This is a genomic window from Nocardioides pollutisoli, from assembly GCF_040045055.1.
In the GTDB taxonomy this organism is placed as follows: Bacteria; Actinomycetota; Actinomycetes; order Propionibacteriales; family Nocardioidaceae; genus Nocardioides; species Nocardioides tweenelious.
Genome location: NZ_JBDZDU010000001.1, coordinates 1975890 through 2002000 on the forward strand (window position 1 = coordinate 1975890; position 26111 = coordinate 2002000).

Here is a 26111-nt window from a genome sequence, read left to right on the forward strand (position 1 = left end):
CCGACCAGCTCCCCCGTGGTCGGCCGGCTCCACCCCGAGGGGGTAGCCCACACCATCGGGCCGGTCGTGTCGCGCGGGCTGCAGGAACCTGCAGCGTCACTCGCCCTGGCTGGCCCAGAGCTGGAGCCGGGCGCCGGCGGCGAAGCGCGACTTCACGCCGACCGCCCGGAGGATCGCGGCGACGTCTGAGCGGACCGTACGGACGCTGACGCCGAGGCTTGCTGCGATGGCCTCGTCGGCCAGGTCGGACATGAGCAGCGCGACCACCTGCAGCTGCCGTGCCGTCAAGGTGGACGGACCGGCGACCTCCTCGGGCGGCGCGCACGTGGCGATCACCGCGTCCCAGTAGCGCCACGCGGCCTCGAGGCACGGACCCTGGTGGATCGTCATCAGGCTCATGCCACCGTCGACGGCCGGGCCGTCGAGGACCACGAACCGGCGGTCGATGATCTTCATCTGGACCGGCGCCCGGCCGAAGAGGTAGTCCCCGGTCGGTTCGTTGGAGAGCAGGAGCCGCGCGACGGAGTCGAGCCCGGTGTAGTCGAAGACGCTGACCATCCGTGCCCCGGCCGCGACCCTGGCCCGGTTGATCGGCAGGCTGGCGCGGAGCTGGGTGACCGACGCGGTCGGTCGCACGGACAGGTTCTCGCGCCACCTGCCGTCCTCGTCGCGCAACCACTCCTGCGCTGCGGCCATGCCGACGGCCACGACCTGGCCATCGGTCAGCGCGCCGCGTTCCGCCAGTGCCGCTGCCTCGGTGCGACGCACCTGGAGGGCGGCGGCCGCATCGAGCGCGGCCTGCACGGCCTGCGGGGAGACCTGGGTGGCTGGCCCCAGGCCGACTCCGACGGGGAGCTCGCCGGACCGGGGCTCTGTCATGCCTGCTCGCTGGTGACCGCGTCCTCCTCGGCCGCCGCCTTGAGGTTGACCAGCGTCTGCTCGATGCCGCGTCGGTGCCGCTTCGGGTAGCCCATCACGCCGAGGACCCAGCGGTTGACCGCGTTGCAGTGGCTCAGGTCCCAGGTCTCGGTCACCTGCGTGCCGCCCTCGACCGGCTCCAGGTCGTAGCGCCACCGGTGGGCGCCCAGGTGACGCCACGCGATGAGGCGACCCTCCTCGAACTCGACGACCCGGTTCTTGATCTTGTACGGCGCGCCCATCTTCATGTCCATGCCGAACTCCGAGCCGAGCTCGAGCCGGTCGGGGGCGGACACCGCCGCGCGGACCGTGCCGGAGCCGTCGATCCGAGGGTGCTGGCGTGCGTCGGCCAGGATCGCGAAGACGACCTCGGGCGGTGCGGCGATCGTCGTGCTGGCAGAGACATCGTGGGCAGTCATGCGCCGAGACTAAGGAACCCCCGGCGGATTGGCGACGGCGACGATGCCGCGGGTAGGTTGGCCAGGCACGATTGTGTTCCGGGTCACAGGGCGCACCACCCCCGCGTCCCGACCCGGACTGACAAGACTCGGCCAGCGGCAACCCCGCACGGCCGGTGAACTCGAAGGAGTGCACGTGACGCAGCAGCCAGGCTTCGGCCCGGACCTCGCGGAGGTCTTCGGACCGTCGCAGCAAGACGGCGGGCCGGACCTCATCCAGCTCCTGACCCCCGAGGGTGAGCGGGTCCACCACCCGGAGTTCGACCTCGACTTCCCGGCCGACCAGATCCGCGGCTTCTACCGCGACATGGTGCTCACCCGGCGCATCGACGTCGAGGCCACGGCGCTCCAGCGCCACGGCGAGCTCGGCATCTGGGCCCAGCTGCTCGGCCAGGAGGCCGCCCAGATCGGCGCCGGCCGCGCGCTGCGCCCGCAGGACTTCGTCTTCCCGACCTACCGCGAGCACGGCGTCGCCTGGTGCAAGGGCGTCGACCCGCTCGACCTGCTCGGGCTCTTCCGCGGTGTCGACCAGGGCTCGTGGGACCCGGCCGAGAACAACTTCGGCCTCTACACGATCGTCATCGGCGCGCAGACGCTGCACGCGACCGGCTACGCCATGGGCATGCAGCGCGACGGTGTCGTCGGCACGGGCGACCCCGACCGCGACGCGGCCGTGATCGCCCACTTCGGTGACGGCGCGTCCTCGCAGGGCGACGTCAACGAGGCCTTCATCTTCGCCGCGTCCTACAACGCGCCGGTCGTCTTCTTCTGCCAGAACAACCAGTGGGCGATCTCCGAGCCGATCGAGCGCCAGACGCGGATCCCGCTCTACCAAAGAGCTCTCGGCTTCGGCTTCCCCGGCGTCCGGGTCGACGGCAACGACGTCCTCGCGACGTACGCCGTGACGCAGGCGGCGCTCCAGCGCGCCCGCGACGGCCAGGGCCCGACCTTCGTCGAGGCCTACACCTACCGCATGGGCGCCCACACCACGACCGACGACCCGACCCGCTACCGGCTCTCCGACGACCTCGAGCGCTGGAAGCTCAAGGACCCGATCGCGCGGGTGGAGGTCTACCTGCGGCGCAACGGGCTGGCCGACGACGAGTTCTTCACCGCCCTGCAGCAGGAGGCCGACGACCTCGGCGCCCGCCTCCGTGAGGGCTGCAAGGCGCTGCCCGACCCGTCGCCGATGTCGATCTTCGACCACGTCTACACCGAGATGACCGAGGAGCTGGAGCAGCAGCGCGCCGGCTTCGAGGCCTACCTCGAGTCGTTCGAGGGGGCACGGGCATGAGCACCACGCAGAAGATCACGCTGGCCAAGGGCCTCAACATGGGTCTGCGCAAGGCGATGGAGGACGACCCGAAGGTCCTCCTCATGGGCGAGGACGTCGGCAAGCTGGGCGGCGTCTTCCGGATCACCGACGGTCTGCAGAAGGACTTCGGCGAGGACCGGGTCATCGACAGCCCACTGGCCGAGTCCGGCATCGTCGGCACCGCCGTCGGCCTGGCGCTGCGCGGCTACCGCCCGGTGGTCGAGATCCAGTTCGACGGGTTCGTCTACCCGGCCTACGACCAGATCGTCTGCCAGGTCGCGAAGATGACCTTCCGCAGCCAGGGCAAGTCGAAGATGCCGATGGTCATCCGGATCCCCTTCGGCGGTGGCATCGGCGCGGTCGAGCACCACAGCGAGTCGCCGGAGGCGCAGTTCGCGCACACGCCCGGCCTCAAGGTGGTCGCCTGCTCCAACCCGGTCGACGGCTACTGGATGATCCAGCAGGCCATCGCCTGCGACGACCCGGTGATCTTCCTCGAGCCGAAGCGGCAGTACCACGCCGACAAGGCCGAGCTCGACGAGTCGGCCACGCCCGACCCGCTCTTCACGTCGCGCGTCGTACGCCGTGGCGGCGACGTCACCGTGCTGGCCTACGGCCCGACCGTGAAGACCGCGTTGAAGGCCGCCGAGGCCGCCGCCGGGGAGGGCAAGTCGCTCGAGGTCATCGACCTGCGCACGCTCTCGCCGCTCGACATGGGACCGGTCTTCGAGTCCGTACGCCGTACCGGCCGTGCGGTCGTCACCCACGAGGCGCACGTCAACCTGGGCATGGGCGCCGAGCTCTCGGCGCGGATCACCGAGGAGTGCTTCTACTCCCTGGAGGCGCCGGTGCTGCGCGTCGGTGCCTTCGACACGCCCTACCCGCCGTCGCGGATCGAGGAGGACTACCTCCCCGACCTGGACCGGGTGCTGGACGCCGTCGACCGTTCGCTGGAGTTCTGACATGGCTGAGTTCAAGCTGCCCGACGTGGGCGAGGGCCTGACCGAGGCCGAGATCGTCGTCTGGAAGGTCAAGGTCGGCGACGTCGTCGCGATCAACGACATCATCGTCGACATCGAGACCGCGAAGTCGATCGTCGAGCTGCCGTCGCCGTACGCCGGCACCGTCACCGCGCTGATGGTCGCCGAGGGCGAGATGGTCCCGGTCGGCACGCCGATCATCGCGATCGGCGACCCCTCGGCGGCCGAGCCCGTCGAGCCGGTCGAGACCCCGGAGATCGACCTCTCCAACCCGGCCGCCTCCGGGGGAGGCGAGGGCGAGAGCCTGGTCGGTCGCAACAAGGCCGACCGCGGCCCGATCCGCCGGGCGCGCAAGGTGTCGTCCGGTGCGGTCGCGGCCCACATGCAGGCGCAGGCGGCGTTCGAGACCGGCGCCGCGCCGATGGTCGAGGCCGACGAGGAGCCGGTGCCGTCCGTGACGCCGGCCGAGGCTGCACCCGTCGCCGTCCGCACGCTGGCCAAGCCGCCGGTGCGCAAGCTGGCCAAGGACCTCGGCGTCGACCTCAGCACCCTCACGCCGACCGGGGCCAACGGCACAGTCTGTCGCGCGGACGTCGAAGCTGCGGCCGGCTCGGAGGCTGCGGGGGTTTCGAGACAGGCCCCCAAGGGGCCTTCCTCAACCACCGGGGAGCGCGAGACCCGCGAGCCGATCAAGGGCGTCCGCAAGATGATGGGCCAAGCGATGGTGCAGTCGGCGTTCACGCTGCCGCACGTCACCGAGTGGGTCACCGTCGACATGACCGGCACGATGGAGCTCGTCGACCGGCTGAAGGCTCGGCGCGAGCTGCGCGACGTCAAGGTGTCGCCGCTGCTGGTGCTCTCCCGCGCGGTGATCCTGGCGATGCGTCGTACGCCCGAGATCAACTCGTGGTGGGACGACGCGGCGCAGGAGGTCGTGTTCAAGAGCTACGTCAACCTGGGCATCGCCGCCGCGACCCCGCGTGGGCTGGTCGTCCCGAACATCAAGGACGCCCAGGACCTCTCGCTGGTCGAGCTGGCTGGCGCGCTCGCCGAGCTGACGTCGGTCGCCCGCGAGGGCAGGACGCAGCCGGCCGAGATGAGTGGCGGGACGTTCACGATCACCAACGTCGGGCCGTTCGGCGTCGACGGTGGCACGCCGATCATCAACCCGGGCGAGTCCGCGATCCTGTGCTTCGGCGCGGTCAAGAAGCAGCCGTGGGTGGTGGACGACGAGATCGTCGTGCGTCAGGTCTGCACGTTGTCGCTGTCCTTCGACCACCGCCACATCGACGGCGAGAAGGGCTCGCGCTTCCTGTCCGACGTGGCCGGCATCCTCGAGGACCCCGGGACCGCCCTGCTCTACTAGCGCTCGTGGAACGCGAGATCACCGGCGCTACGGACCTGTGCCTGCCGAACGGCCGGCTGAACCCGGAGGCCGTCGGCTGGTCGCGCCGACCCCTGCACCGCGCGAACCTGCGCGGGTGGGGCCGCGCGAAGCGGTGGGAGTACTGGGGCGTGGTCACTCCGCGCTTCTGCATCGGGCTGGTCGTGTCGACCCTCGACTACGCCGGCGTCTGCTCGCTGTGGGTGCTCGACCGGCAGACCGGCGACATCTGGGAGGCCGAGGCCGTGCCGCCGCTGGGACGCGGGGTCACCCTGCCCGCGTCGTACGGCGGGGTGGCGCGCGTCGCGGCGAGGCACCTGACCATCGAGGTGTCCGACACCCGGCTGAGGGCCAGCGCGCCCGGGGTCGAGGTCGACCTCGACGTGGCTGCCGGTGGTGAGTGCCTGGGCGTGGTGGTCCCGTGGAGCTCGCGGCGCTTCCAGCACACGGTGAAGGACGTGTCGCGGCCGGTGACCGGGACGCTGGTGCTGGACGACGTGCCGTACGACGTCGCCGAGGGGTGGGCGGTCCTCGACCACGGTCGCGGCAAGTGGCCCTACGCCGTCACCTGGAACTGGGCGGCCGGCTCGGGACCCGGCCGCGGCATCACCCTCGGCGGGAGGTGGACCGACGGCACCGGCATCACCGAGAACGGCCTCCTGGTCGACGGTCGCCTGCACAAGATCGACGACGAGCTGGTGTGGGACTACGACCGCGACGACTGGCTGCGGCCCTGGCGGATCCACGGACCGCGGGTGGACGCGACGTTCACGCCCTGGCACGAGAAGGTCTCGCGGACCAACCTCGTCGTGCTGGCCGGCGAGACCCACCAGTGCTTCGGCGACTGGCGGGGGTGGGCGAGCACCGACGACGGCGAGCGGGTGCCGCTCGACGGGCTGGTCGGCTGGGCCGAGGAGGCCCGCAACCGCTGGTAGTGAGCGCGTCCCCCGCCGGGCGTATCGAGACTCAGTGGCCGGACGCGTCGAGCGCCTCGGCGGTCAGCCGCTGCCCGAGCTCGATCATCTCGGCGGCCCGGTGGAACTCGAGCGCCCGCGCCGCCGAGACCGGCACGGTCACGAGCACGTCGGGCGGGAGGCCGGCCATCCGGTAGCGCGTGACGAGCCCCTGCATCGCGTCCATCGACAGGCCCACGACGTCGGAGATGCGCAGGTCCTCGAGCGGGTCGGGCGGCTCCTTCTCGCGGCCGACCGTGCGGCGTACGCGCCCGACGAGCTCCTCGCGCCAGGTGGGCTCGGCCGGTTCCCGGGCCGGCGTGCCGGGCTCGCGGGCGCCGCGCTCCCCGGACAGGGAGATGGCGATCGTCAGGTCGGCGGCGCTCGCGGCGGTCGGCTCGATCGGCACCGGGTTCATCAGGCCACCGTCGGCGAGCAGGCGCCCGTTCATGACGACCGGCGTGATGACGCCCGGGATCGCGATCGACGCGCGGACCGCGGACACGAGCGGGCCGCGCTGGAACCACACCTCGCGCCGCGCGTGGAGGTCGGTCGCGACGGCGGTGAAGGGGATCGGGAGCTCCTCGATCAGCCGGTCGCCGACGATCTGCTCGACCTCGGCGAAGATCCGCCCGGCGCCGATCGCACCGCCCGACGACCATTTCGGGTCGAGCAGGCGGACGACGCCGCTGGAGGTGAGGGAGCGAGCCCACGCGGTGTACTCGTCGAGCACGCCCGCGGCGTGCAGGCCGCCCACGAGAGCGCCCATCGACGAGCCGGCGATCGCGACCACCTCGTGCCCGCGCGCCTCGATCTCGGCGATCGCGCCGATGTGCGCGTAGCCGCGCGCACCGCCGGAGCCGAGGACCAGGGCGACACGCATGTGCCGAGCCTAGTCAGGAGCAGGCGCGGACCAGCGCGAGCACCAGGCTCTCGGTGACCGCGACCAGCTCGTCGATCGGCACCGACTCCTCGGGCCCGTGCGCGAGCCGCACGTCCCCGGGTCCGTAGTGGAGGGTCGGCACGCCGGCCCCGGCGTAGAGCCGCAGGTCGCTCCCGTACGGTGCTCCCCGCTCGCGCGGGCGCGGTCCGGTCGTGACGTCCGCGTGGGCGGTCGCGACCAGGTCGTGGAGGGCGCGGTCGGCCTCGACGTACTCGCCACTGGCGAACTGGCCACCGGTCCACGCGACGGTCGGCCGGTGGTCGCGCAGCCACGGATCGGCGTCCGCCGCGTCCGCGACCGCCTCCTCGAGCTCGGCCCGTGCCGCGGCCGGGTCCTCGCCCAGTGCGACGCCGAAGCGCCCCTCGGCGACCAGCAGGTCCGGGACGCTGCTCGCCCAGTCGCCGCACGAGACCTTGCCGATCGACAGGGGGTAGGCGACCGGGTACTCCGCCATCAGCGGGTGGACCTCGGCGTTGCGTCGTGCCTCCAGCGCGGCCAGTGCCGCGTGCAGCGGGAGGAACTTGTCCAGCGCGCTGACCCCGGCGTACGCCGTGCTCCCGTGCGTCGCGACGCCCGGCACGCGCAGCTCGAAGGTGAGCGCGCCGGCGTTCGCCGTCGTGATGGTCCCGCTCGTCGGCTCGGTGATGATGCAGGCCTTGCCGCGGTGGCCCCGGTCGAGCGTGGCGAACGCGCCGAGACCCCCGTCCTCCTCGCCGACGACGAGCTGGACGGCGTAGGGCCTGGTGAGCGGGATGCCCGCGGCCCGGACGGCGCGGACGGCGGCCAGGTTGGCGGCCACCCCGGCCTTCATGTCGCAGGTGCCGCGCCCGTGCACGTTGCGGCCCTGGACGGTCGCCGTGAACGGGTCGGTCCGCCACGCGGCGAGGTCGCCGCTGGGCACGACGTCGACGTGACCCTGCAGCACCAGCTCGGGCTCGCCGGACCCGCAGCTCGCGACCAGGCCCCAGGACTCGGAGCGGGCGGCCTCCCAGCCGGGGAACGCCGGGTCGCTGGTGAGCCGGGCCAGGTCGAGCTGCCAGAGGTCGACGTCGAGGTCGAGCTCGCCCAGCTGCTTGGCGAGCCGGTGCTGGATGTCGGACTCCGCGTCGGTCCCGCTCACCGACGGGACGGCGATCAGGTCGACCAGGTCGCGGACGAGCTCGCGCTCGTCGACGTACGCAAGCGCGCGGAGCTCGGCGTCCGAGAGGTCACGGTGGGACACACCCGAAAGGGTAGGGGCGGTCAGGGCTCGATGCCGGTGACTTCCCAACCTTGGGGGGCGATCGGGTGCAGCATCGCGTCGGTGCCGCCGTCGACGAAGAGGCAGACGCCGACGATGCCGGCGGTGGTCAGCAGGAAGACGATCGCCGCGGCGACCTCGCCGGGGAGGTTGGTCCGGCCGATCGCGTTCGGGTAGGCGTCGATGTGCGGGCCGAAGACCGGGTCGGCGCGCATCTCCTCGACCATCGGCGTCTCGGTGGCGCCGGGCGCGACCGAGTTGATCCGGATGCCGGCGCCGGCCCACTCGGGCTTCACGCCCTCGCGGCGGGCCCACCAGGCGAGCGCCGCCTTGCTGGACGGGTAGACCATCACCCCGTCGACCTTCGCGGCCTCGGCGCGGGCCAGCTCCTCGTCGTCGCGCAGGCAGGCCTGGGCGACCGGCGCGTTCCAGCCGGGCATGCCGGTGATGGAGTTGGAGGCGAGCAGCACCACGCCGGCGCCGCCGTCCTGCGCGCCCCGGGTGAGCTCCTCGTGGAGGCCGGTGACCAGCGCGATCGCGCCGAAGTAGTTGATCGACACGAGCAGCGCCGAGTCGGTGCCGGTGCGGCCGGCGATCCCGGCGGCCGGCACCAGGCCGTGGATCGTGTCGGTCAGGGCGCGTACGTCGGCCACCGCCTGCGCGCGACCCTCAGGCGTCGCGAGGTCGGCGACGACGTCGACCCCCTCGGTGCGGTCGATCCCGATCACCCGGTGCCCCTGCTCGCGCAGCATCGCGGCCGTGGCCGCTCCGATCCCCGAGGCGGCCCCGCTCACGACGTACGTCTTCATGGCGGGGACTGTAACGCGTTCTAGTTGTTGGGTCAGGCGTAGCGGCGGGCCCGATCCGCTGGTGAACCAGCGCCGACGTCGAGGAGCCGGGCGAGCTCGTGCTCGAGGACCGCGCCGACACGTTGGCAGAAGGCCTCGGGCTCGTCGGCGGCGTCGGGCATCTCCGCCACGATCCGGTCGACGATGCCGCGGTCACGCAGGTCGAGCGCGCGCACCTTCTGGGAGCGCGCCATCTCGGGCGCGTGGTCGAGGTCGCGGTGGACGATCGCGCTGGCGCCCTCGGGCGGCAGCGGCGAGAGCCAGGCGTGCTGGGCGGCGATCACCCGGTCGGCCGGCAGGAAGGCGAGCGCCCCACCGCCGTTGCCCTCGCCGAGCATCAGGCACAACGTCGGGGCGGTCAGGGTGACCAGCTCGTTGAGGCAGCGCGCGATCTCGCCGGCCATGCCGCCGTTCTCGGCCTCGGCCGAGAGCGCGGCGCCCCGGGTGTCGATGACGGTGACCAGCGGCAGGCCGAGGTCTGCGGCCAGCTTCATGCCGCGCTGGGCCTCGCGCAGCGCCTCCGGCCCCATCGGGTGCTCGGCGGTCTGGCCGCGCCGGTCCTGGCCGAGGAAGACGCACGGCGCATGCCCGAAGCTCACCAGCGCGAGCAGCAGGCCGGGGTCGGACTCGCCCTGGCCCGTGCCGTTGAGCGGGATCACGTCGCTGGCGGCGTACTTCAGCAGGCGGCGTACGCCGGGCCGGTCCGGCCGCCGCGACCGCACCACCGCGTCCCACGTCTCGACGTCGGGCAGCGGCGTCAGCGGCACCGGGTCGGGCACCGGCTGGATGCCGTGCCGCGGCGCGAGCAGGATCGCCAGCGCCCGGGAGAGGATGCCCGCGATCTCCTCCGGCGGCAGGACCGCGTCGATGATGCCGTGGGCGTAGAGGTTCTCCGCGGTCTGCACGCCCTCGGGGAAGGGCTTGCCGTAGAGCGCCTCGTAGACCCGCGGCCCGAGGAAGCCGATGAGCGCGCCGGGCTCGCCGACGGTCAGGTGCCCGAGCGAGCCCCACGACGCCATCACGCCGCCGGTCGTGGGGTGGCGCAGGTAGACGAGGTAGGGCAGGCCCGCGGCCTTGTGGGCCGCGACCGCCTCGGTGATCCGGACCATCTGCACGAAGGCCGGGGTGCCCTCCTGCATGCGGGTGCCGCCACTGATCGGGCCCGCCAGCAGCGGCAGTCCCTCCCGGGTCGCGCGCTCGATCGCCGCGACGAGCCGGTCCGCGGACGCCCGACCGATCGAGCCGGCCAGGAACCTGAACTCGCCCATCACCACCGCCACCCGGTGGCCCTGCATCAGGCCCTCACCGGACAGCACCGACTCGTCGACGCCGCTCTTGTCCCGGGCGGCCGCGAGCTCCGCGACGTACGCCTCGGAGATGTCGCCGTACGACGGCGGGACGTCCCAGGAGCTCCACGACCCCTCGTCGAGGACGAGGTCGATCAGCTCGGCGGCCGAGAGTCGGGCGGGCGTCGGGGCGCTCATCCGCGCAGGCTACGGGAATACCGAGGGCCCTGTCCGGGCTCGTCCACCATGGGTGAAACGACGATCCTCCCGCTGCTGCGCGATCGCCGGAGCGTGCGTGAGTACGACGCGTCGCACGTGCTGGACGACGAGCAGCTGACCTCGCTGCTCGAGGCCGCGCGCTGGGCGCCGTCGGCCGGCAACTCGCAGCCGTGGGCGTTCCTCGTCGGTCGTCGCGGCGATCCCGCGCACGACGTCGTCGTGCCGCTGCTCGCGCCCAGCGTGCGCCGGTGGGCACCGTCGGCGTCGGCGCTGGTCTTCGCCCTCCACCAGACCGCGTCCGGTCCGGAGGAGGACGCGCTCGTCTACTCCGACTACGCGGCCTACGACCTCGGCCAGGCGGTCGCCCACCTGAGCGTCCAGGCTGCCGCGCTCGGGCTGTCGACGCACCAGTTCGCGGCCTTCGACCACGCCGGGCTGGCCGCTGCCTGCGGCGTGCCCGCGCACTGGTCGGTCACCACCGGCGTCGCGATCGGACGGGGCGTCACGAGCGACCTCGCGCCGCGCAGCCGGAGACCCCTGAGCGAGGTGGCGTACGGCGCCCGCTTCGGCGAGCCCGTCCTGGACGCCTAGCGCCAGCCGAGCGCGGGCGCGACGTCCTTGAGGATGCTCTCGAGGACGTGGGCGTTGTAGTCGACACCGAGCTGGTTGGGCACGGTGAGCAGCAGCGAGTCCGCGGCCGCGATCGCCTCGTCCTCGGCCAGCTCCTTGATGAGCTGGTCGGGCTCCCCGGCGTACGACTTGCCGAAGCGCGCGATGCCGCCGTCGATGTGACCGACCTGGTCCTGCCCGGAGCCGTCGCGGCCGAAGTAGGCGCGGTCGAGGTCGGTGGTGATCGGGAAGATGCTGCGGCTGACCGAAACCCGCGGCTCGCGCTCGTGGCCGGCGGCCTTCCACGCGTCGCGGAACATCTGGATCTGCTCGGCCTGGAGCTGGTGGAAGGGCACGCCGGTGTCCTCGGTGAGCAGCGTCGAGCTCATCAGGTTCATGCCCTGCTGGGCGGTCCACTCGGCGGTCGCGCGGGTGCCGGCGCCCCACCAGATCCGGTCGCGCAGGCCCGGCGCGTGCGGCTCGATCCGGAGCAGCCCGGGCGGGTTGGGGAACATCGGCCGCGGGTTGGGCTGCGCGAAGCCCTTGCCCTGGATGACGTCGAGGAAGACCCGCGTGTGGTCGCGCGCCATGTCGGCGTGGTCGGAGCCCTCGCCGGGCTCGTAGCCGAAGTAGCGGTAGCCCTCGATGACCTGCTCCGGTGACCCCCGGCTGATGCCGAGCTGCAGTCGGCCGCCGGAGATGAGGTCGGCGGCGCCGGCGTCCTCGGCCATGTAGAGCGGGTTCTCGTAGCGCATGTCGATCACGCCGGTCCCGATCTCGATCGTGCTGGTCCGGGCACCGACCGCGGCCAGCAGCGGGAACGGCGACGCGAGCTGGGTGGCGAAGTGGTGCACCCGGAAGAACGCGCCGTCCGCACCGACCTCCTCGGCCGCGACCGCGAGGTCGATGGACTGCAGCAGCGCGTCGGACGCGGAGCGCACCTCGGACCCACGGGAGGCCGACCAGTGGCCGAAGGACAGGAACCCGATCTTCTTCATGTCCGGCTTAACGCCTGGAGGTCAGGGTCATTCCCGTGCCAGGCGGCGAGCAGGGCCGCCTCCCGCTCGCGGCCGATCCCGGTGACGGTCGCGTCGGGGGTCGCGCGGAGCCACGCGAGGGTGTCGCGGGCGGTGTCGGCGACCGGGCGGGTCGCCAGCCCGGCGGCGTACGACGGCGAGACGTCGATCGCGGTCATCCCGTCGTGCTCGGGCCGGGGGAGCCACAGCGGGACCGAGTCGGGGCCGGCCCACGGCTGCACCCCCTGCTCGGCCAGGAACTCCTGCGGGACCCAGGTCAGCTCGACATCGGCGGCGCAGCCCGCGACGACCTCGGCCAGCAGGTCGGCCATCGTGGTGGCGTGAGCCGTGGCGTCGAAGTCACCGGTGGTGCGCTCCTCGGCGAGCGTGACCAGCCAGGTCGCGAGGTCGCGCACGTCGATCACCTGCGTGCTGTCGCCCGGCAGCCCCGGCGCGAGCACCTCCTTGGCGGCCGAGGCGTCGGCCACCCGCGCCGGCCAGTAGGTGAAGCGCCCGCTCGGGTCGCCGGGTCCGACGATCAGCCCGGGTCGGACCACGACCCAGGAGTCGGCGCCGGCACGCACGATCTCCTCGCACGCGACCTTCATCGGCCCGTACGCCGCCATGTCCACGGACAGGTCGACGTCGTCACGGATCGGCTCGAGCACGGGCAGCGTCCCGGCCCGTCCGCCCGGCGTCTCGAGGTCGGCGTAGACGCTGATCGTGGACACGAACACCCAATGAGCGTTCGGGAAAGCCGCCACTGCCGACCTGACCCACGAGGGGTGGCGGCCGACGTCGACCACCACGTCGTACGCCGCCGCAGCGAGCTCGGCCGGCACCGGCTGCGACCGGTCCCACGCCACCAGCTCGGCGCCGTCGGGCACGGACCCGGACGTGCCGCGGTTGGCGCACGTCACCTCATGGCCGCGTCGCAGCGCCTCCTCCGCGACCGCCTTCGAGAGGAACACCGAGCCGCCGAGCACCAGGACCTTCATGACTCCACCTCGTCGTCGAGCCCGTGCTCGATCGCGTAGCGGGTCAGCTCGACCCGGTTGTGCATCTGCAGCTTGCGGAGCGTGTTCTGCACGTGGTTCTGCACGGTCCGGTGGGAGAGCACGAGCCGCTCGGCGATCTGGCGGTAGGACAGCCCCTTCGCGACCAGCTTGAGGATCTCGGTCTCGCGCTCCGTGAGCGCCGACTCCCCGGGCGGCGTGGGCGCCTCGGACATCCGCTGGAACTCGCCCAGCACCAGTCCTGCCAGGCCCGGGGTGAAGACGGGGTCGCCGTCGGCCACGCGGCGTACGGCGGCCAGCAGCTCGTCGCGCGACGCCGACTTCACCAGGTAGCCGGTCGCGCCTGCCTTCACCGCGGCCAGGACGTCGGCGTGCTCGCCGGACGCGGAGAGGATCAGCACCCGCACCGACGGGTCCTGGCGGACCATCTCGGCGGTGACCGCGACCCCGTCGGGCTCCGGGATCTGCAGGTCGAGCACCACGACCCGCGGCCGCACGGCGGGGAAGCGGGCCAGCGCCTCGCGCCCGTCGGACGCCACCGCGACCACGTCGAGCCCGGCCTCGATCAGGTCGCGCTCGACGGCGTCGCGCCACAGCGGGTGGTCGTCCACGACCATCACGCGGATCGTCATGACCCCGACCCTAGGCCCGACGTGCTCCGGGGCACGACGAACTCCCACTCGGTGCCGAAGGACCCGGTGGCCAGCTCGGCGGTGCCGCCGAGGTCGGCGATCCGGCCGCGGATCGACTCGCTCACGCCGAGCCGTCCCTGGGCGACCGCCTCCTCCAGCCGGCCGGCCGGGATGCCCGGACCGTCGTCGCGCACCGACAGCTCGACCCGGTCGGGGAAGTCCTGCAGGAGCACCCACGCCGGCGCGTCCTCACCGACGTGCGACCGGACGTTGTCGAGGCAGGCGCGGGCCACCGCCGCGAGCTCCAGGGCGGTGGCGGCCGGCAGCTCGACGGGCGTCGCCGGGGTGGCCACGGTGACCGACGCGCGCCGCTCCAGGCGGGCCAGCTCGGACGCCAGGTCGAGGGTCTCGCCCTCGTGGACGGTGGTGACGGCGTCCTGCGCCCGGATCAGCTCCCGCAGCACCCGCTCCTGCTCGCCCGCGAGCCGACCGAGCTCGGCCGCCTCCCCGCCGAGCTCGGGACCGCGTCGCTGGACGAGGGCGAGCACCTGCAGCACGCCGTCGTGCACGACCCGCGCGAGGCGTGCCCGCTCGGCCGCCATCGCGGTCTCGCGCTCGGCGACGTCGCGCTCGGTGGCCATCTGCTGCAGCGAGTCGCAGAGGAAGCCGACGGTCGCGCCGCCGACGACCAGCAGGAACGCGTTGCCGTAGTCGGACTGGCCGATGTGCTCCCGCAGGGAGAGGTCCGCCACGGCGAGCAGGACGCCGGCGATCAGTCCGCCCAGCGCGCGGTAGTGGATCGCCCAGGCGAACAGCGCGCCCATCACCCAGAAGCCGGGCAGGCTCGCGCTGAAGCCGTCGCCCTTCACCAACGGCGTCACCAGCAGCATCGCGACGGCGATGGCCAGGTCGGCTGCGAGGAGTCGGAAGGTACGCCGGCGCTTGTCGGCGTACGCCCAGATCGCGAAGCCGGTCCACAGCACCATCACGACGACACAGGCCGCCCCCGCGACCGGTCGCGTGAAGCTGTCGGCCCGGTAGAGGTTCAGGGCGACCGTGTTGACGAGCAGCACGCTGCGCAGGACCGCGAGCGCGCGGAACATCCGGTCCTTGATGGCGATCGACGCCGGCGACGTCCACGAGCTCACGGCCGCAGTGTCGCACCCCGTCCGACCGGGGCGCCGATCTGAGTACCCGTACCGATGGCCGGTCCCGGACCCGTCACCAGACTCCTCGGCATGGAAACCCACACTCCCTCGTCCAAGAACACCACCGCCTTCTTCGCCCAGTCGGCCCTCGCCTTCGGCATCGCGCTGCTGACCATGCTGGTCGCGATCTTCTACCTGCCGGCCGAACCGTGGCCCAAGGCGTTCCTCGCCCTCGGCACGCTCTTCCTCACGACCTCGTCGTTCGCGCTCGCCAAGTGCGTGCGCGACGCGCAGGAGAACCAGTACGTCGTGTCCCGGCTCGACCAGGCCCGCGTCGACCGGATCCTCGCCGACCACGACCCGTGGAAGGAAGCCAGCTGAGCCTCAGCCGCGGTCGGGCGTCGTGTCCGACATCAGCCAGTCGTCGAAGAACCCGGTGAGGTCCTCACCGGTCTGCTCCGACCACCAGGCCGTGATGTCGTCGTAGCCCGCGTTGCCGTAGGCGTGGCTGGCCGGCCACTCGCGGACCAGCCGCCAGAACTCGTCGTCGCCGATGCGCTTGCGCAGCTCGTCCCACATCACCGCCGGGATGTAGTAGACGTTGCCGCCCCCGAAGGACTCCGGGCGGTAGTCCGCCGGCGGGCCGTCCTGCGAGCGCAGCTGGTCGTCGTACGCCGCCCACTCGTCGACCATCGCGTCCAGCGACTGGTGCGTGGCCTCGGCCGTCCAGACGCCCTGGAGGTAGGTCGCCATCCCCTCGTTCATCCACACGTCGCGCCAGTCGGTCGGCGTGACCTCGTCGCCGTACCACTGGTGGGCGGCCTCGTGCACGAGCACCGCGGGTGACGTCGCGTAGCGGGTGTCGCCGAGGGTGATCATCGTCTGCGTCTCCATGCCGCTCTTCGAGTCGACGACGAGGTAGCCGAGGCTGTCGAAGGGGAACGGGCCGAGCTTGCTCTCGAGCCAGTCGACCGCCGCGGGTGCCTTGCGCATCCGGGCGACCAGGTCGGGTCGGCCGGTCGGCGTCCAGTAGGTCATCGGCAGGTCCGAGGCCGCGTGGTCCCTCGTCATCGTGAAGTCGCCGATCGCGATCGTGACGAGGTACGACGACGCCGGGTCGCTCAGCCGCCAGCGGGTGACCGTGGCGCCGTCCTTCTCGGTCCGCGAGAGCAGCGTCCCGTTGGCGACGCCGACCGCGGGCGGCACGCTCGTGATCCGGAACGAGTAGAGCGCCTTGTCGGACGGCTGGTCGTTGACGGCGTACCACGTGTAGGCGCCGTACGGCTCCTGCATGGTCCACACCTGACCGGACTTCGCGACCGTCCACCCGAGGTCCTCGATGTCGGAGCGCTCGGACGGCGCGTGGACGGGCTGCGGGGTGCCGGAGTAGCCGATCCGGACGGTGTAGCGCTCGTCCTCGCGGACCTGCTGGTGGACGACCAGGTCCTTGCCGTCGTGGTCGAAGGCGGTGCGGTCGCCGTCGACGGTCAGGTCGCCGACCTCCAGGGGCGCGCCGAGGTCGAGCTGGAACTGGTCCGCGTCGGACGTGGCCCGGAAGGTCATCGTCTCGGTCGCGGTGAGGGTCTGGCTCTCAGGACCCCACGCGAGGTCGAGGTGGTAGCGCAGCGCGTCGACGCCGGGGTCGCCGACGTCGGGGTAGACGCGGTCCTCGACGGGGTCGTCCGCTGCCGCGGCGGGAGCGGACGTCGGGGTGCTCGACGCCGAGACCGGCGAGCCCGCCGTCGGGCTCGGCTCGGGCTCGTCGGAGGTGGAGGTGCAGCCGGCGAGGAGCAGGACGCCGATCGCCAGCAGCGGGACTGCCGTCCGCCTCACTCCGAGCCCCGGAGCAGCGGCCGGGCCAGCTTGCGCCCGTGGTGGATCTGCGCCTTGACGGTGCCGAGAGGGATGCCGATCTGCTGGGCGATCTCCTCGTACGACAGGCCGTAGACGTCGCGCAGGAGGAGCGGCTCGACGAACTGCGGGTGCTCCTTCTCGATCGTCTCCATCGCCTCGAGCAGGTCGAGGCGGGTGCCGGCGATGACGCTGGTGGTGCGCGGGTCCGGGCGGTCTCCGAGCGGTCCGTGCTCCTGCGGGTCGGCTGCGACGGCCTGGTTCTTCATCCGGCGGTACGTCGAGCGTGCGGAGTTGACCGCCACCACGTGCATCCAGGTGGTGAAGCGGCCCCGGCCGCCCCAGCTGCCGATCTTGTTGGCGATGTTGATCAACGCCTCCTGGCAGGCGTCCTCCGCGTCGGGGAGGTGCGGCAGCACCCCACGGCAGACGTTGAGCGCGCGCGGGCGGATCGCCGCGAGCAGCGCCTCCAGCGCGTCGCGGTCGCCGTCCTGCGCACGCCGGGCGAGGTCGTCGATCTCGTCCGGCGTCAGTGCCTCGGTTGTCATGGCAGCACCCTTCCCCGTCGCCAAGACCCTAGTCAGGCGACGGGAAAGGGTGACCAAGGCGTTACTCGATGCGGCTACTTGATCTCCGACCGCATGACCAGCCGGACGCCGATGGCCAGCGGGATCACCAGCCACACGATGCTGGTCACGCCGAGCTGGGCCCACATCTCGCCGTCCATCACCCCGTTGAAGAGGTTGCCCTGGGCGTAGTTGAAGTCGACCCACGGCTGGAGCTTGTCGAACCAGTCCTGGCTTGCGGCCAGCAGCATCGCCAGCGGAGGCAGCACGAAGCCGTAGACGAAGTAGCCCACGATCGCGCCCGGCGAGTTGCGGAAGAGCAGGCCGAGCATGAAGCCGACCAGCATGCCGAGCACGTTGCCGAGCACGATGTAGAAGAGCTCGGCGCCGCTGATGTTCCAGATGGTGTCGGTGCCGGTGATCGCCGTGCCGACGATGTTGCCGAGCGCGCCGATCCCCGCGGCGAGCAGCATCGAGACGACGCCGATGCCGAGGGTGACGATCAGCTTGGCGGTGATCACCCGGCTGCGGTGGGGGACCAGGGTGAACGACGTGAGGCCGCTGCGCTGGCTCCACTCGCTGGTGATGGAGAGCACCGCGATCACGGGGAGGATGACGGCCATCGGGAAGCCGATCGCGCTGGCGAAGGCCTCGTAGTCGAGCTCGTCGGTCGGCGCGAACAGGATGGTCGCGATGGTGGCGATCAGCGCCAGGGCGCCGATGCTCACCATCAGCCAGAAGCCGGAGCGGGTGTCGAACGACTTGCGCAGCTCGACGGCCACGATCCGGGACATGGGGATGCGTGCGGGGGTGGGACGCGCCGTACGCACGACCTCGGTCTCTACTGCGACGGCAGTCATGCCGCTACTCCTTCTCGCTGGGTGTCTGCGGTGAGCTCGAGGAACATCTCCTCGAGGCCGGCGCCGTCGGCGGCGCGCAGCTCGGTGAGGGCCACGCCGGCGCTGAGCGCGACCTGGCCGACCACGTCGGCGTCGGCGTCGACGCGGATCGCGTCGGTCATGTGGGAGAACTCCAGGTCCGCGTCCACGAGGGCACGGGCCAGGGTGGGCACGTCGCGGGTGCGGACCAGGGTGCCCGCGGAGGCGAGCAGCTCGGCCTTGGTGCCCTGGGCGACGATCCGGCCGTTGCCGATCACGACCAGGTCGTCGGCGATGACCTCGATCTCGTGCAGCAGGTGGCTGCTGAGCAGGACGGTCCCGCCCTGGTCGGCGTAGCCGCGCAGCAGGTCGCGCATCCAGCGGATGCCGGCCGGGTCGAGCCCGTTGGCGGGCTCGTCGAGGATCAGGACCTCGGGGTCGCCGAGCAGCGCGGTCGCGATGCCGAGCCGCTGGCGCATGCCGAGGGAGTAGTTGCGCACCCGTCGGCTCGACTCGCTCGGGGTCAGGCTGACCCGCTCGAGCATCTCGTCGACCCGGCTCGCCGGCAGGCCCATGGTGCGCTGGGCGATGGTGAGGATCTCGCGGCCGGTGCGGCCGGCGTGCTGCGCCGAGGCGTCGAGCAGGACGCCGACCTCGAGGCCCGGGTTGGGCAGGTCGGCGAACCGGCGGCCGCTGACCTCGGCGTAGCCCGAGGAGGCCGGCGTGAGACCGACCATGATCCGCATGGAGGTGGACTTCCCGGCGCCGTTCGGGCCCAGGAAGCCGGTGACGCGGCCGGGCCGTGCCGTGAAGGAGACGTTGTCGACGGCGGTGAAGCCGCCGTACTTCTTGGTGAGGGACTCGACCTTGATCATGTCGATGAGCCTCGCGGCTCGGCCGGGGTCGGCACATCGGGGAAGTGCGTCGTCCCATCCCTGGTCCGACCCCGAGTCGTCTAGGGGTCGACCCCTGGCACCCTGATAATGGGCCGGTGCCCATGCCCTCCCGACTCGGTCGCTACGCCGTGCGCCGCCGGATCGGCTCCGGTGGGTTCGCGACCGTCTGGCTCGCGTACGACGAGCAGCTGGACTCGCCCGTGGCGGTCAAGGTGCTCGCGGACAACTGGACCGAGGACCAGCCGGTGCGGCAGCGGTTCCTGGAGGAGGGCCGGTTCCTCCGCAAGGTCGAGTCGCCGTACGTCGTCACGGTCTACGACGCGGGCGAGCTCGAGGACGGTCGCCCCTACCTGGTGATGTCGTACGCCGACCAGGGCACCCTCGCGGACCGGCTCGAGGTCGAGGGGGTGACCCCGTCGCAGGCGCTCGAGGTGGTGCGCCAGATCGGCACCGGTCTCCAGACGCTCCACGAGCGCGGCGTCCTGCACCGCGACATGAAGCCGGCCAACGTGCTCTTCCGGACCGTCGACGGGCAGGTCCGCGCCATGGTCGCCGACCTCGGTCTGGGCAAGTCGCTCGACATGTCGTCGCGGCTGACCATGATCGGCGGGACGCCGTCGTTCGTCGCGCCCGAGCAGGCCCAGGGCGAGCCGCTCGACCCGCGGGCCGACCTCTACTCGCTCGCGGCCATCACCTACCTGCTGCTCACCGGCACGGCGCCGTACTCCCACGCCTCGCTGACCGCCGCCGCGTCCCCGGGTCCGCCGCCGCCGCTGTCCTCGCCCGTCCGGGAGTTCCCGCCGGAGGTCGAGACGGTGGTCACCCGCGGGCTGGCCGTGGACCGCGAGGAGCGGTGGCCGGACATCGCGTCGTACGTCGCTGCCCTCACGGCCGCGCTCGGGCCGCTGGTCGGCCCGAACACCCAGCCGTGGCTCCCGATCGACCCGCAGCTGACCCAGCCCGGCGCGCGGCCGACGCCGCTCTCGTCCTACGACCCGCTGCCCGACCCGGTGCCGCCGAGGCGCACCCTGCGCCGCGTCCTGTGGAGCCTCGCGGCGCTGGTAGCCATCGTGGGCGGCGCGGGCGCCGGCTACGCCGTGGCGGCCCAGGAGCCGGACGACGTCGGGGTCTCCGACTCGACCGGGTCGCTCAGCGTCACCGTGCCCGAGACCTGGGACCGGTCGGTCGCGCCGGACCCGTGGCAGCCGCCCCGGCAGAAGTCCGACTTCCCGGCGCTGTCGGTCGGGACCAGCGACGACTGGGCGTCGGCCGACGACGGGCAGGGCGTGTTCCTCGGGATCCTGGCCGGCACGGACCTGCCCAACCAGGTGCCGCAGCACCCCGAGTGCACCGACGCCGGCGAGCCGGTCATGGTGTCCTCCGCAGAGGGTGCGTCGGTGACGGTCACCTACACCGGCTGCCCGGGTGGGCTCACGGTCGAGCGGGTCGTCCAGATCACCGAGAACCGGCTCCTGTGGGTGCAGGTCCGCAGCGCCAGCTCCGCCACGGCCAACCGGGTGCTCGACTCGGTGGAGACCCACGGCTACCGCTAGCCGTCAGGGTCCGGCCTCGGCCGCCAGTCGCGTCAGCAGGTCCTCGAGCCCGGCCCGGTCGCGCTCGCGGCCGATGACCGCGATCGACGCGTAGACGAGCTCCGAGTCCGGCGACCCGATGAACCGCTCGAGGTCGACACGCCGGTGGCCGCCGGCGACATAGGTCGACGTGAAGCCGTCCGCGTCGCGCGAGTCGATGTGCAGGTCGGCGACGTCGCCGGCGTTCTCGAGCGCGGTGATCCGCTGGTCGGTGGCGTTGGACACCGTCACGTAGCTGTTGCCGAGCAGCTTGACCCGGATGAAGTAGGTGTTGGGCACGAACTCCGGCGGCGCGTGCCAGTGCCACTCACTGGTCGTCGGGTTGGTGCGCACCCAGCCGCGCGGGATCGGCAGGTGGAAGTCGAAGGGCGGCGTGCCGACCACCGCCGGGTGCAGCGGCAGCCCCGGCTGCAGCGCCGGGAAGTCGGGGTCCGGCAGCACCGGCACGGGGGCCGCCGGATAGCTCGGCGAGACGGCGACGACGGGCCCGGCCGTGAAGGTCGTCGGCTCGCTGCGTCGGAGCACGCCGACGCCGTACCCCACGACGGCTGCGACCAGTGCCAGGGCGAGCACCAGCCCGGTCCAGCGCACCCTCATGAAGTACACGGTATCTGTGTCGATCCTGTGCCAGAGTGTGGCTGCTTGCGACACCTCGGGAGGTTCCATGAGCACCGGTCTCTTCGAGACCCACCGGCCGCGGCTGGACGCCGCGGTCTCCGCCAGCGCGTCGCGGACCTGGTACTCCGCCTTCGACGAGTCGCCGTCGCCGCGGGTCTACGGCGAGCAGGCCGCCGCCGAGGGCAGGGCGGCGTACGACGCGTGGCTGGGCGGCGCCTTCCCGCTGACCACGCCGGGAGCCGAGGGGACGGTCGCCACCGAGCGGTCGCCGTACGGCTTCGACCTCGACGTCGCCTACCCCCACGTCCGCAACGTCAGCGGCCTGATGGCGGCTGCCGAGTCGGGCATGCGGGCCTGGCGCGTCGCCGGGCCGGACGGGCGCACGGGTGTCTGCCTGGAGATCCTCGACCGCCTGCACGCCCGGGTCTTCGAGCTCGCCAACGCCGTCCAGCACACCAGCGGCCAGGCCTTCGTGATGGCCTTCCAGGCGGGTGGTGCCAACGCGCTCGACCGGGCGCTCGAGGCGATCGCCTACGCCTGGGTCGAGATGACCCGCACGCCAGAGACGGCGATCTGGGAGAAGCCGGCTCGCGGCGAGCCGCTGCGGATGGAGAAGACGTTCACCGTGATGCCGCGCGGGGTCGCGCTGGTGATCGGCTGCAACACGTTCCCGACCTGGAACTCCTGGCCCGGCCTGTTCGCCTCGCTCGTGACCGGCAACCCGGTCGTGGTCAAGCCGCACCCGAACGCCGTGCTGCCGCTCGCGATCACGGTCCAGGTCTGCCAGGAGGTGCTGGCCGAGCAGGGCTTCGAGCCCAACCTCGTGATGCTCGCGGCCGAGGCGCCCGGCGACCGGCTCGCGGCGGTGCTCGCGGTCCGGCCCGAGGTGCGCGTCATCGACTTCACCGGGGGCACGGCCTTCGGCGACTGGCTCGAGCAGCGGGCCCACCAGGCCGTGGTGTTCACCGAGAAGGCCGGCGTCAACTGCATCGTCGTCGACTCGACGTCCGACTTCGCCGGCATGTGCCAGAACATCGCCTTCTCGCTCGCGCTCTACACGGGCCAGATGTGCACCTCGCCGCAGGACATCTTCGTGCCGGCCTCGGGCGTCGAGACCGACGAGGGCCGCAAGGCGCCGGCTGACGTCGCGGCCGGCATCGCGGCCGCTCTCGACCGGCTGCTCGGCGACGACGCGCGGGCCGTCGAGATCCTCGGTGCGGTCGTCACCCCCGACGTACGCGCGCGGCTCGAGAAGGCCGCCACGGTCGGCGAGGTCCTGATCCCGAGCCGGGACATCGCGCACCCGGCGTACCCCGACGCGACCGTGCGCACCCCGCTCCTCGTCGGCCTCGACGCGGTCGACGCCGACACCTACGCCGCGGAGTGCTTCGGCCCGGTCTCCTACCTGATCCGGACCGCCGACATCGAGGAGGCGATCGCGCTCTTCGCGATCACCGTGGTGCGCCACGGTGCGATGACCGCCTCGGTCTACTCGACCTCCGAGGACGTGATCGAGCAGATGCGGTGGGCCGCGCTCGAGTCCGGCGTCGCGCTGTCGGAGAACCTCACGGGTGGGGTCTTCGTCAACCAGTCGGCGGCGTTCTCGGACTTCCACGGGACCGGGGCCAACCCGGCGGCCAACGCGACGTACACCGATGGTGCGTACGTCGCTTCGCGGTTCCGGGTTATCCAGTCACGTCGCCACATCTGAGCGATGATTCGAGCAGTTTCGGCGGGTCTGTCGATTTCGTAGCCCCTGATTCGTGGAACAGGTGACCGCACCTTCCACCGAGGAGATCGAGATGACTGATCGCAACCGCTGGCTCGCGCTCTACGTGCTGTGCCTGGGCGACCTGATGATCGTGCTCGACTCGAGCATCGTGAACGTCGCCCTGCCTTCGATCCAGGACGACCTGGGCTTCTCCCAGTCCGCGCTGGCGTGGGTGGTCAACGCCTACCTGCTGACCTTCGGCGGATTCCTGCTGCTGTCCGGGCGCCTCGGTGACCTGCTCGGCAACAAGCGGGTCTTCCTCGGCGGAGTCGTGGCCTTCACCACGGCATCGATCGCCTGCGGCCTGGCCCCGACGTCCGGGCTCCTGGTCGTCGGCCGCGCCGTGCAGGGCCTCGGCGGCGCCGCGGTCTCGGCGGTCGCGCTGTCCCTGATCATGGGGCTCTTCACCGAGCCGGGGGAGCGCGCGAAGGCGATGGGCTTCTTCGGCTTCGTGATGTCCGGCGGCGGGGCCGTCGGCGTGCTGCTCGGTGGTGTCCTCACCGGTCTCTTCTCGTGGCACTGGATCTTCCTGGTCAACGTGCCGGTCGGCATCGGGGTGCTGCTCGCCGCCCGCCGGATCCTGCCGTCCGACGACGTGGTCGGAGCCCGCGGCCGGGTCGACGTGCTCGGTGCCGTGCTGGTGACCGCTGCGCTGATGCTGTCGGTCTACGGGATCGTCCAGACCGACGCGTGGCTCATCGCCGGCAGCCTGGTGCTGCTCGCGGTCTTCGTGCTCTGGGAGTCGCGGGTCGCCGAGCCGCTCGTGCCGCTGCGCCTCTTCAAGCTCCGCAACGTCGTGGTCTCGCAGGTCGTCGGCGTGCTGTGGGCGGCCGCGATGTTCGCCTGGTTCTTCCTCGCGGCGCTGTACCTCCAGCAGGTGCTGGCGTACGACGCCCTCGAGGTCGGCCTCGCCTTCATCCCGACCAGCGTCGTGATGGCCTTCTGCTCGCTGCGCGTGTCCGACCGGCTGGTCATGCGTTTCGGCATCCGACCGCCCCTCGTGGTCGGGCTCTCGCTCGCCGCAGTCAGCCTCGGGCTCTTCTCCCGGGCGCCCGTCGACGGCACCTTCCTGATCGACGTCCTGCCCTCGATGCTGCTGCTCGGCGCCGGCGCGGGCATCGCCTTCAACCCGGTGCTCCTCGCTGCGATGGGCGACGTCGAGCCGCACGAGTCCGGTCTCGCGTCCGGCGTCGTCAACACGTCGTTCATGATGGGCGGCGCGCTCGGCCTGGCCGTCCTGGTCAGCCTGTCGACCTGGCGCACCGAGTCGCTCACCGACTCCGGAGGTGCACCGCTCGACGCGCTGAACGGCGGCTTCCAGCTGGCCTTCGCGGTGGGTGCGGCCGCAGCCCTGCTCGCAGCGGTCGTCGGCGGCACGCTGCTCCGCCCCAAGCCGATGGTGATGGACGCCCCCGATGCCGACCCCGAGGGGTCGGCGCCGCTAGCGTCTGCCGGGTGACGAGCCACCTGATCCGCAACGCCCGACTCGTCCCGCTCCACGAGGGGGACGAGGCACCCGACCACCCGGTCGACATCCTGGTCGAGCGCGGCACCGTGACCGCGGTCGGACCGGACCTCGACCGGCCCAACGGCGTCGACGAGTCCGACGCCGCGGGACGCTGGGTGATCCCGGGCCTGTGGGACCAGCACGTGCACATGGCGCAGTGGACGCTCAGCTCCGGACGTCTCGACCTCGCCCCGGCGCACTCGCCCGAGCAGGCGCTGGTGATGGTCGCCGAGCGGGTGGCGGAGTATCCCGACCTCCCGGTGATCGGCTGGGGCCACCGTTCCGCGGGGTGGGAGCGTGACGTCACCGTCTCCGAGCTCGACGCCGTGAGCGGGGGAACGCCCGTCGTGCTGATCAGCGGGGACGGGCACCACGCCTGGCTCAACACGCTCGCCCTCATGCACCTCGCGATGCCGGTGCGCGACTCGGTGGTCCGTGAGGCGGAGTGGTTCGCGGCCTACCCCCGTCTCTCCAGCCTGGTCGGCACCGACGGCACCTCGCCCGAGGCCTACCGGCGCACGCTCGACACCGCCGCGTCGCTGGGCATCGTCGGGCTGACCGACTTCGAGTTCGGCAGCGGTCCGCTCGACTGGGTCGAGCGCTGGGGTGAGGGCGCGGACGTGCTCCGGGTGCGCGCCGCGACGTACGAGATGCACCTCGCCGACGTCATCGCGCTGGGCCTCCGGACCGGCGACACGCTGCCCGGCTGCGACGAGCGGGCGACCATGGGCCCGCTGAAGATCATCAGCGACGGGTCGCTGAACACGCGCACCGCCTGGTGCTGCGAGCCGTACGGCGACGCGCACCGGCTGGAGTACCCGTCCGGTCAGCCCAACCTCTCGGGCGACGAGCTGCGGGAGCTGCTCCGGGTCGCCCACGAGGGCGGGCTCGAGATCGCCACCCACGCGATCGGCGACGCCGCGGTGGCCGAGGCGCTCACGTCGTACGCCGCGACCGGGGCACGGGGGTCGATCGAGCACGCGCAGATGGCCCGGCGCGAGGACGTGCGCCGGATGGCCGAGCTCGGCATCCGGGCCAGCGTGCAGCCCGCGCACCTCCTCGACGACCGCGACCTCACGGACAAGATCTGGGGCGAGCGGTCCGAGCGGTGCTTCGCGTTCCGCTGGATGCTCGACGACGGGGTGGAGCTGGCGCTCGGGTCGGACGCACCGGTGTCGCCGCTCGACCCCTGGCTGGCGATGGCCGCGGCCGTGCACCGCAGCGCCGACGAGCGCGGACCGTGGCACGGCGAGCAGGGCATCACCGTGCGCGAGGCGCTGGCCGCGTCCGTCGACGGGCAGCCGATGGTGGGCACCGGATCGCGCGGGGACCTGGTGCTCCTGGACCGCGACCCGTTGCTGCGCGACCTGGACGCCGCAGACACCTCGGTGCTGGGGACGGCGCTGCGCGAGATGCCGGTCGGCTTCACGCTGGTGGCCGGGATCCCGGCCCACTCGGCGCTGTAGG

At 72.3% G+C, this 26111-nt stretch carries 25 protein-coding genes; 10 read left to right on the forward strand and 15 right to left on the reverse strand.

The window, feature by feature from the left end:
- Nucleotides 1-96 precede the first annotated feature (96 nt).
- Nucleotides 97-879: a helix-turn-helix transcriptional regulator gene (locus tag ABLE68_RS09545; RefSeq protein WP_348871085.1), complete on the reverse strand. Its 783-nt coding sequence runs from the start codon at nt 877-879 to the stop codon at nt 97-99.
- The gene (locus tag ABLE68_RS09550) at nt 876-1337 is read right to left on the reverse strand and encodes an SRPBCC family protein (protein WP_348871086.1); all 462 of its coding nucleotides are present in this window, start codon (nt 1335-1337) and stop codon (nt 876-878) included. The genes ABLE68_RS09545 and ABLE68_RS09550 overlap by 4 nt, the downstream gene beginning before the upstream one ends.
- 175 nt (nt 1338-1512) lie before the next feature.
- Between ABLE68_RS09550 and pdhA the strand changes: the two genes are divergently transcribed.
- The 4 genes from pdhA to ABLE68_RS09570 are packed head-to-tail and all read left to right on the forward strand — an operon-like array spanning nt 1513 to nt 5990.
- Complete coding sequence (gene pdhA / locus ABLE68_RS09555; protein WP_348871087.1) at nt 1513-2670, forward strand: pyruvate dehydrogenase (acetyl-transferring) E1 component subunit alpha; 1158 nt, start codon at nt 1513-1515, stop codon at nt 2668-2670.
- A complete protein-coding gene (locus ABLE68_RS09560) occupies nt 2667-3653 on the forward strand; it encodes an alpha-ketoacid dehydrogenase subunit beta (RefSeq protein ID WP_348871088.1) in 987 nt (328 codons plus the stop codon). Before pdhA ends, ABLE68_RS09560 begins: the two co-directional genes overlap by 4 nt.
- A gap of 1 nt (nt 3654) precedes the next feature.
- Entirely contained in the window at nt 3655-5037 is a 1383-nt protein-coding gene (locus tag ABLE68_RS09565; protein WP_348871089.1) for a dihydrolipoamide acetyltransferase family protein, read from the forward strand.
- A 5-nt stretch (nt 5038-5042) separates the two neighbouring features.
- On the forward strand, nt 5043-5990 hold the full coding sequence (locus tag ABLE68_RS09570) for a DUF2804 domain-containing protein (RefSeq protein WP_348871090.1): 948 nt from the start codon (nt 5043-5045) through the stop codon (nt 5988-5990).
- Nucleotides 5991-6021: 31 nt separating this feature from the next.
- Here ABLE68_RS09570 and ABLE68_RS09575 read toward each other — a convergent pair whose 3' ends face one another.
- Genes ABLE68_RS09575 through ABLE68_RS09590 form a run of 4 tightly spaced genes read right to left on the reverse strand, consistent with a single transcriptional unit; the run spans nt 6022 to nt 10523 of the window.
- A complete protein-coding gene (locus ABLE68_RS09575) occupies nt 6022-6891 on the reverse strand; it encodes a patatin-like phospholipase family protein (RefSeq protein WP_348871091.1) in 870 nt (289 codons plus the stop codon).
- Nucleotides 6892-6904: 13 nt separating this feature from the next.
- Nucleotides 6905-8173: an ArgE/DapE family deacylase gene (locus ABLE68_RS09580; RefSeq protein WP_348871092.1), complete on the reverse strand. Its 1269-nt coding sequence runs from the start codon at nt 8171-8173 to the stop codon at nt 6905-6907.
- 20 nt (nt 8174-8193) lie between these two features.
- Complete coding sequence (locus tag ABLE68_RS09585; RefSeq protein ID WP_348871093.1) at nt 8194-9000, reverse strand: SDR family oxidoreductase; 807 nt, start codon at nt 8998-9000, stop codon at nt 8194-8196.
- Nucleotides 9001-9032: 32 nt separating this feature from the next.
- Nucleotides 9033-10523, reverse strand: a complete 1491-nt coding sequence (locus ABLE68_RS09590) for a carboxyl transferase domain-containing protein (RefSeq protein ID WP_348871094.1) — start codon at nt 10521-10523, stop codon at nt 9033-9035.
- Nucleotides 10524-10571: 48 nt separating this feature from the next.
- On the opposite strand from ABLE68_RS09590, the gene ABLE68_RS09595 reads away from it, so the two are divergent.
- Complete coding sequence (locus ABLE68_RS09595) at nt 10572-11135, forward strand: nitroreductase family protein (protein WP_348871095.1); 564 nt, start codon at nt 10572-10574, stop codon at nt 11133-11135.
- On the opposite strand, the gene ABLE68_RS09600 is transcribed toward ABLE68_RS09595, so the two are convergent.
- The 4 genes from ABLE68_RS09600 to macS are packed head-to-tail and all read right to left on the reverse strand — an operon-like array spanning nt 11132 to nt 14965.
- On the reverse strand, nt 11132-12151 hold the full coding sequence (locus tag ABLE68_RS09600; protein ID WP_348871096.1) for an LLM class flavin-dependent oxidoreductase: 1020 nt from the start codon (nt 12149-12151) through the stop codon (nt 11132-11134). The genes ABLE68_RS09595 and ABLE68_RS09600 overlap by 4 nt on opposite strands.
- The gene (locus ABLE68_RS09605; RefSeq protein ID WP_348871097.1) at nt 12148-13167 is read right to left on the reverse strand and encodes an NAD-dependent epimerase/dehydratase family protein; all 1020 of its coding nucleotides are present in this window, start codon (nt 13165-13167) and stop codon (nt 12148-12150) included. Before ABLE68_RS09605 ends, ABLE68_RS09600 begins: the two co-directional genes overlap by 4 nt.
- Nucleotides 13164-13817: a response regulator gene (locus ABLE68_RS09610; RefSeq protein WP_348871098.1), complete on the reverse strand. Its 654-nt coding sequence runs from the start codon at nt 13815-13817 to the stop codon at nt 13164-13166. The genes ABLE68_RS09605 and ABLE68_RS09610 overlap by 4 nt, the downstream gene beginning before the upstream one ends.
- On the reverse strand, nt 13814-14965 hold the full coding sequence (macS, locus tag ABLE68_RS09615; protein ID WP_348871099.1) for a MacS family sensor histidine kinase: 1152 nt from the start codon (nt 14963-14965) through the stop codon (nt 13814-13816). Before macS ends, ABLE68_RS09610 begins: the two co-directional genes overlap by 4 nt.
- 90 nt (nt 14966-15055) lie before the next feature.
- Here macS and ABLE68_RS09620 point away from each other — a divergent pair, with 90 nt between their 5' ends.
- Nucleotides 15056-15346: a YiaA/YiaB family inner membrane protein gene (locus ABLE68_RS09620; protein ID WP_348871100.1), complete on the forward strand. Its 291-nt coding sequence runs from the start codon at nt 15056-15058 to the stop codon at nt 15344-15346.
- 3 nt (nt 15347-15349) lie between these two features.
- Here ABLE68_RS09620 and ABLE68_RS09625 read toward each other — a convergent pair whose 3' ends face one another.
- The 4 genes from ABLE68_RS09625 to ABLE68_RS09640 form a co-directional block, all read right to left on the reverse strand.
- Nucleotides 15350-16798, reverse strand: coding sequence for a M1 family aminopeptidase (locus ABLE68_RS09625; RefSeq protein WP_348871101.1), 1449 nt, complete (start codon nt 16796-16798; stop codon nt 15350-15352).
- A complete protein-coding gene (locus ABLE68_RS09630; RefSeq protein ID WP_348871102.1) occupies nt 16795-17364 on the reverse strand; it encodes an RNA polymerase sigma factor in 570 nt (189 codons plus the stop codon). Before ABLE68_RS09630 ends, ABLE68_RS09625 begins: the two co-directional genes overlap by 4 nt.
- A gap of 74 nt (nt 17365-17438) precedes the next feature.
- Entirely contained in the window at nt 17439-18242 is an 804-nt protein-coding gene (locus ABLE68_RS09635) for an ABC transporter permease (protein ID WP_348871103.1), read from the reverse strand.
- Nucleotides 18239-19135 (reverse strand): ABC transporter ATP-binding protein, encoded by an 897-nt coding sequence (locus tag ABLE68_RS09640; protein WP_348871104.1) that lies wholly within the window; start codon nt 19133-19135, stop codon nt 18239-18241. The genes ABLE68_RS09635 and ABLE68_RS09640 overlap by 4 nt, the downstream gene beginning before the upstream one ends.
- A 122-nt stretch (nt 19136-19257) precedes the next feature.
- Here ABLE68_RS09640 and ABLE68_RS09645 point away from each other — a divergent pair, with 122 nt between their 5' ends.
- Nucleotides 19258-20709 (forward strand): serine/threonine-protein kinase, encoded by a 1452-nt coding sequence (locus tag ABLE68_RS09645; RefSeq protein ID WP_348873253.1) that lies wholly within the window; start codon nt 19258-19260, stop codon nt 20707-20709.
- 3 nt (nt 20710-20712) lie between these two features.
- Here the strand turns inward: ABLE68_RS09645 and ABLE68_RS09650 are convergent, their stop codons facing one another.
- Nucleotides 20713-21345 carry a hypothetical protein gene (locus ABLE68_RS09650; RefSeq protein ID WP_348871105.1) on the reverse strand — a complete coding sequence of 211 codons (633 nt, stop codon included), beginning with the start codon at nt 21343-21345 and terminating at the stop codon, nt 20713-20715.
- A 67-nt stretch (nt 21346-21412) separates the two neighbouring features.
- Here ABLE68_RS09650 and paaN point away from each other — a divergent pair, with 67 nt between their 5' ends.
- The 3 genes from paaN to ABLE68_RS09665 all read left to right on the forward strand — a co-directional run bounded on the left by paaN (nt 21413) and on the right by ABLE68_RS09665 (nt 26110).
- Complete coding sequence (gene paaN / locus ABLE68_RS09655; RefSeq protein WP_348871106.1) at nt 21413-23077, forward strand: phenylacetic acid degradation protein PaaN; 1665 nt, start codon at nt 21413-21415, stop codon at nt 23075-23077.
- Nucleotides 23078-23168: 91 nt separating this feature from the next.
- Nucleotides 23169-24596 carry a DHA2 family efflux MFS transporter permease subunit gene (locus ABLE68_RS09660; RefSeq protein WP_348871107.1) on the forward strand — a complete coding sequence of 476 codons (1428 nt, stop codon included), beginning with the start codon at nt 23169-23171 and terminating at the stop codon, nt 24594-24596.
- The gene (locus tag ABLE68_RS09665) at nt 24593-26110 is read left to right on the forward strand and encodes an amidohydrolase (RefSeq protein WP_348871108.1); all 1518 of its coding nucleotides are present in this window, start codon (nt 24593-24595) and stop codon (nt 26108-26110) included. The genes ABLE68_RS09660 and ABLE68_RS09665 overlap by 4 nt, the downstream gene beginning before the upstream one ends.
- The last annotated feature ends 1 nt before the right edge of the window (nt 26111 follow it).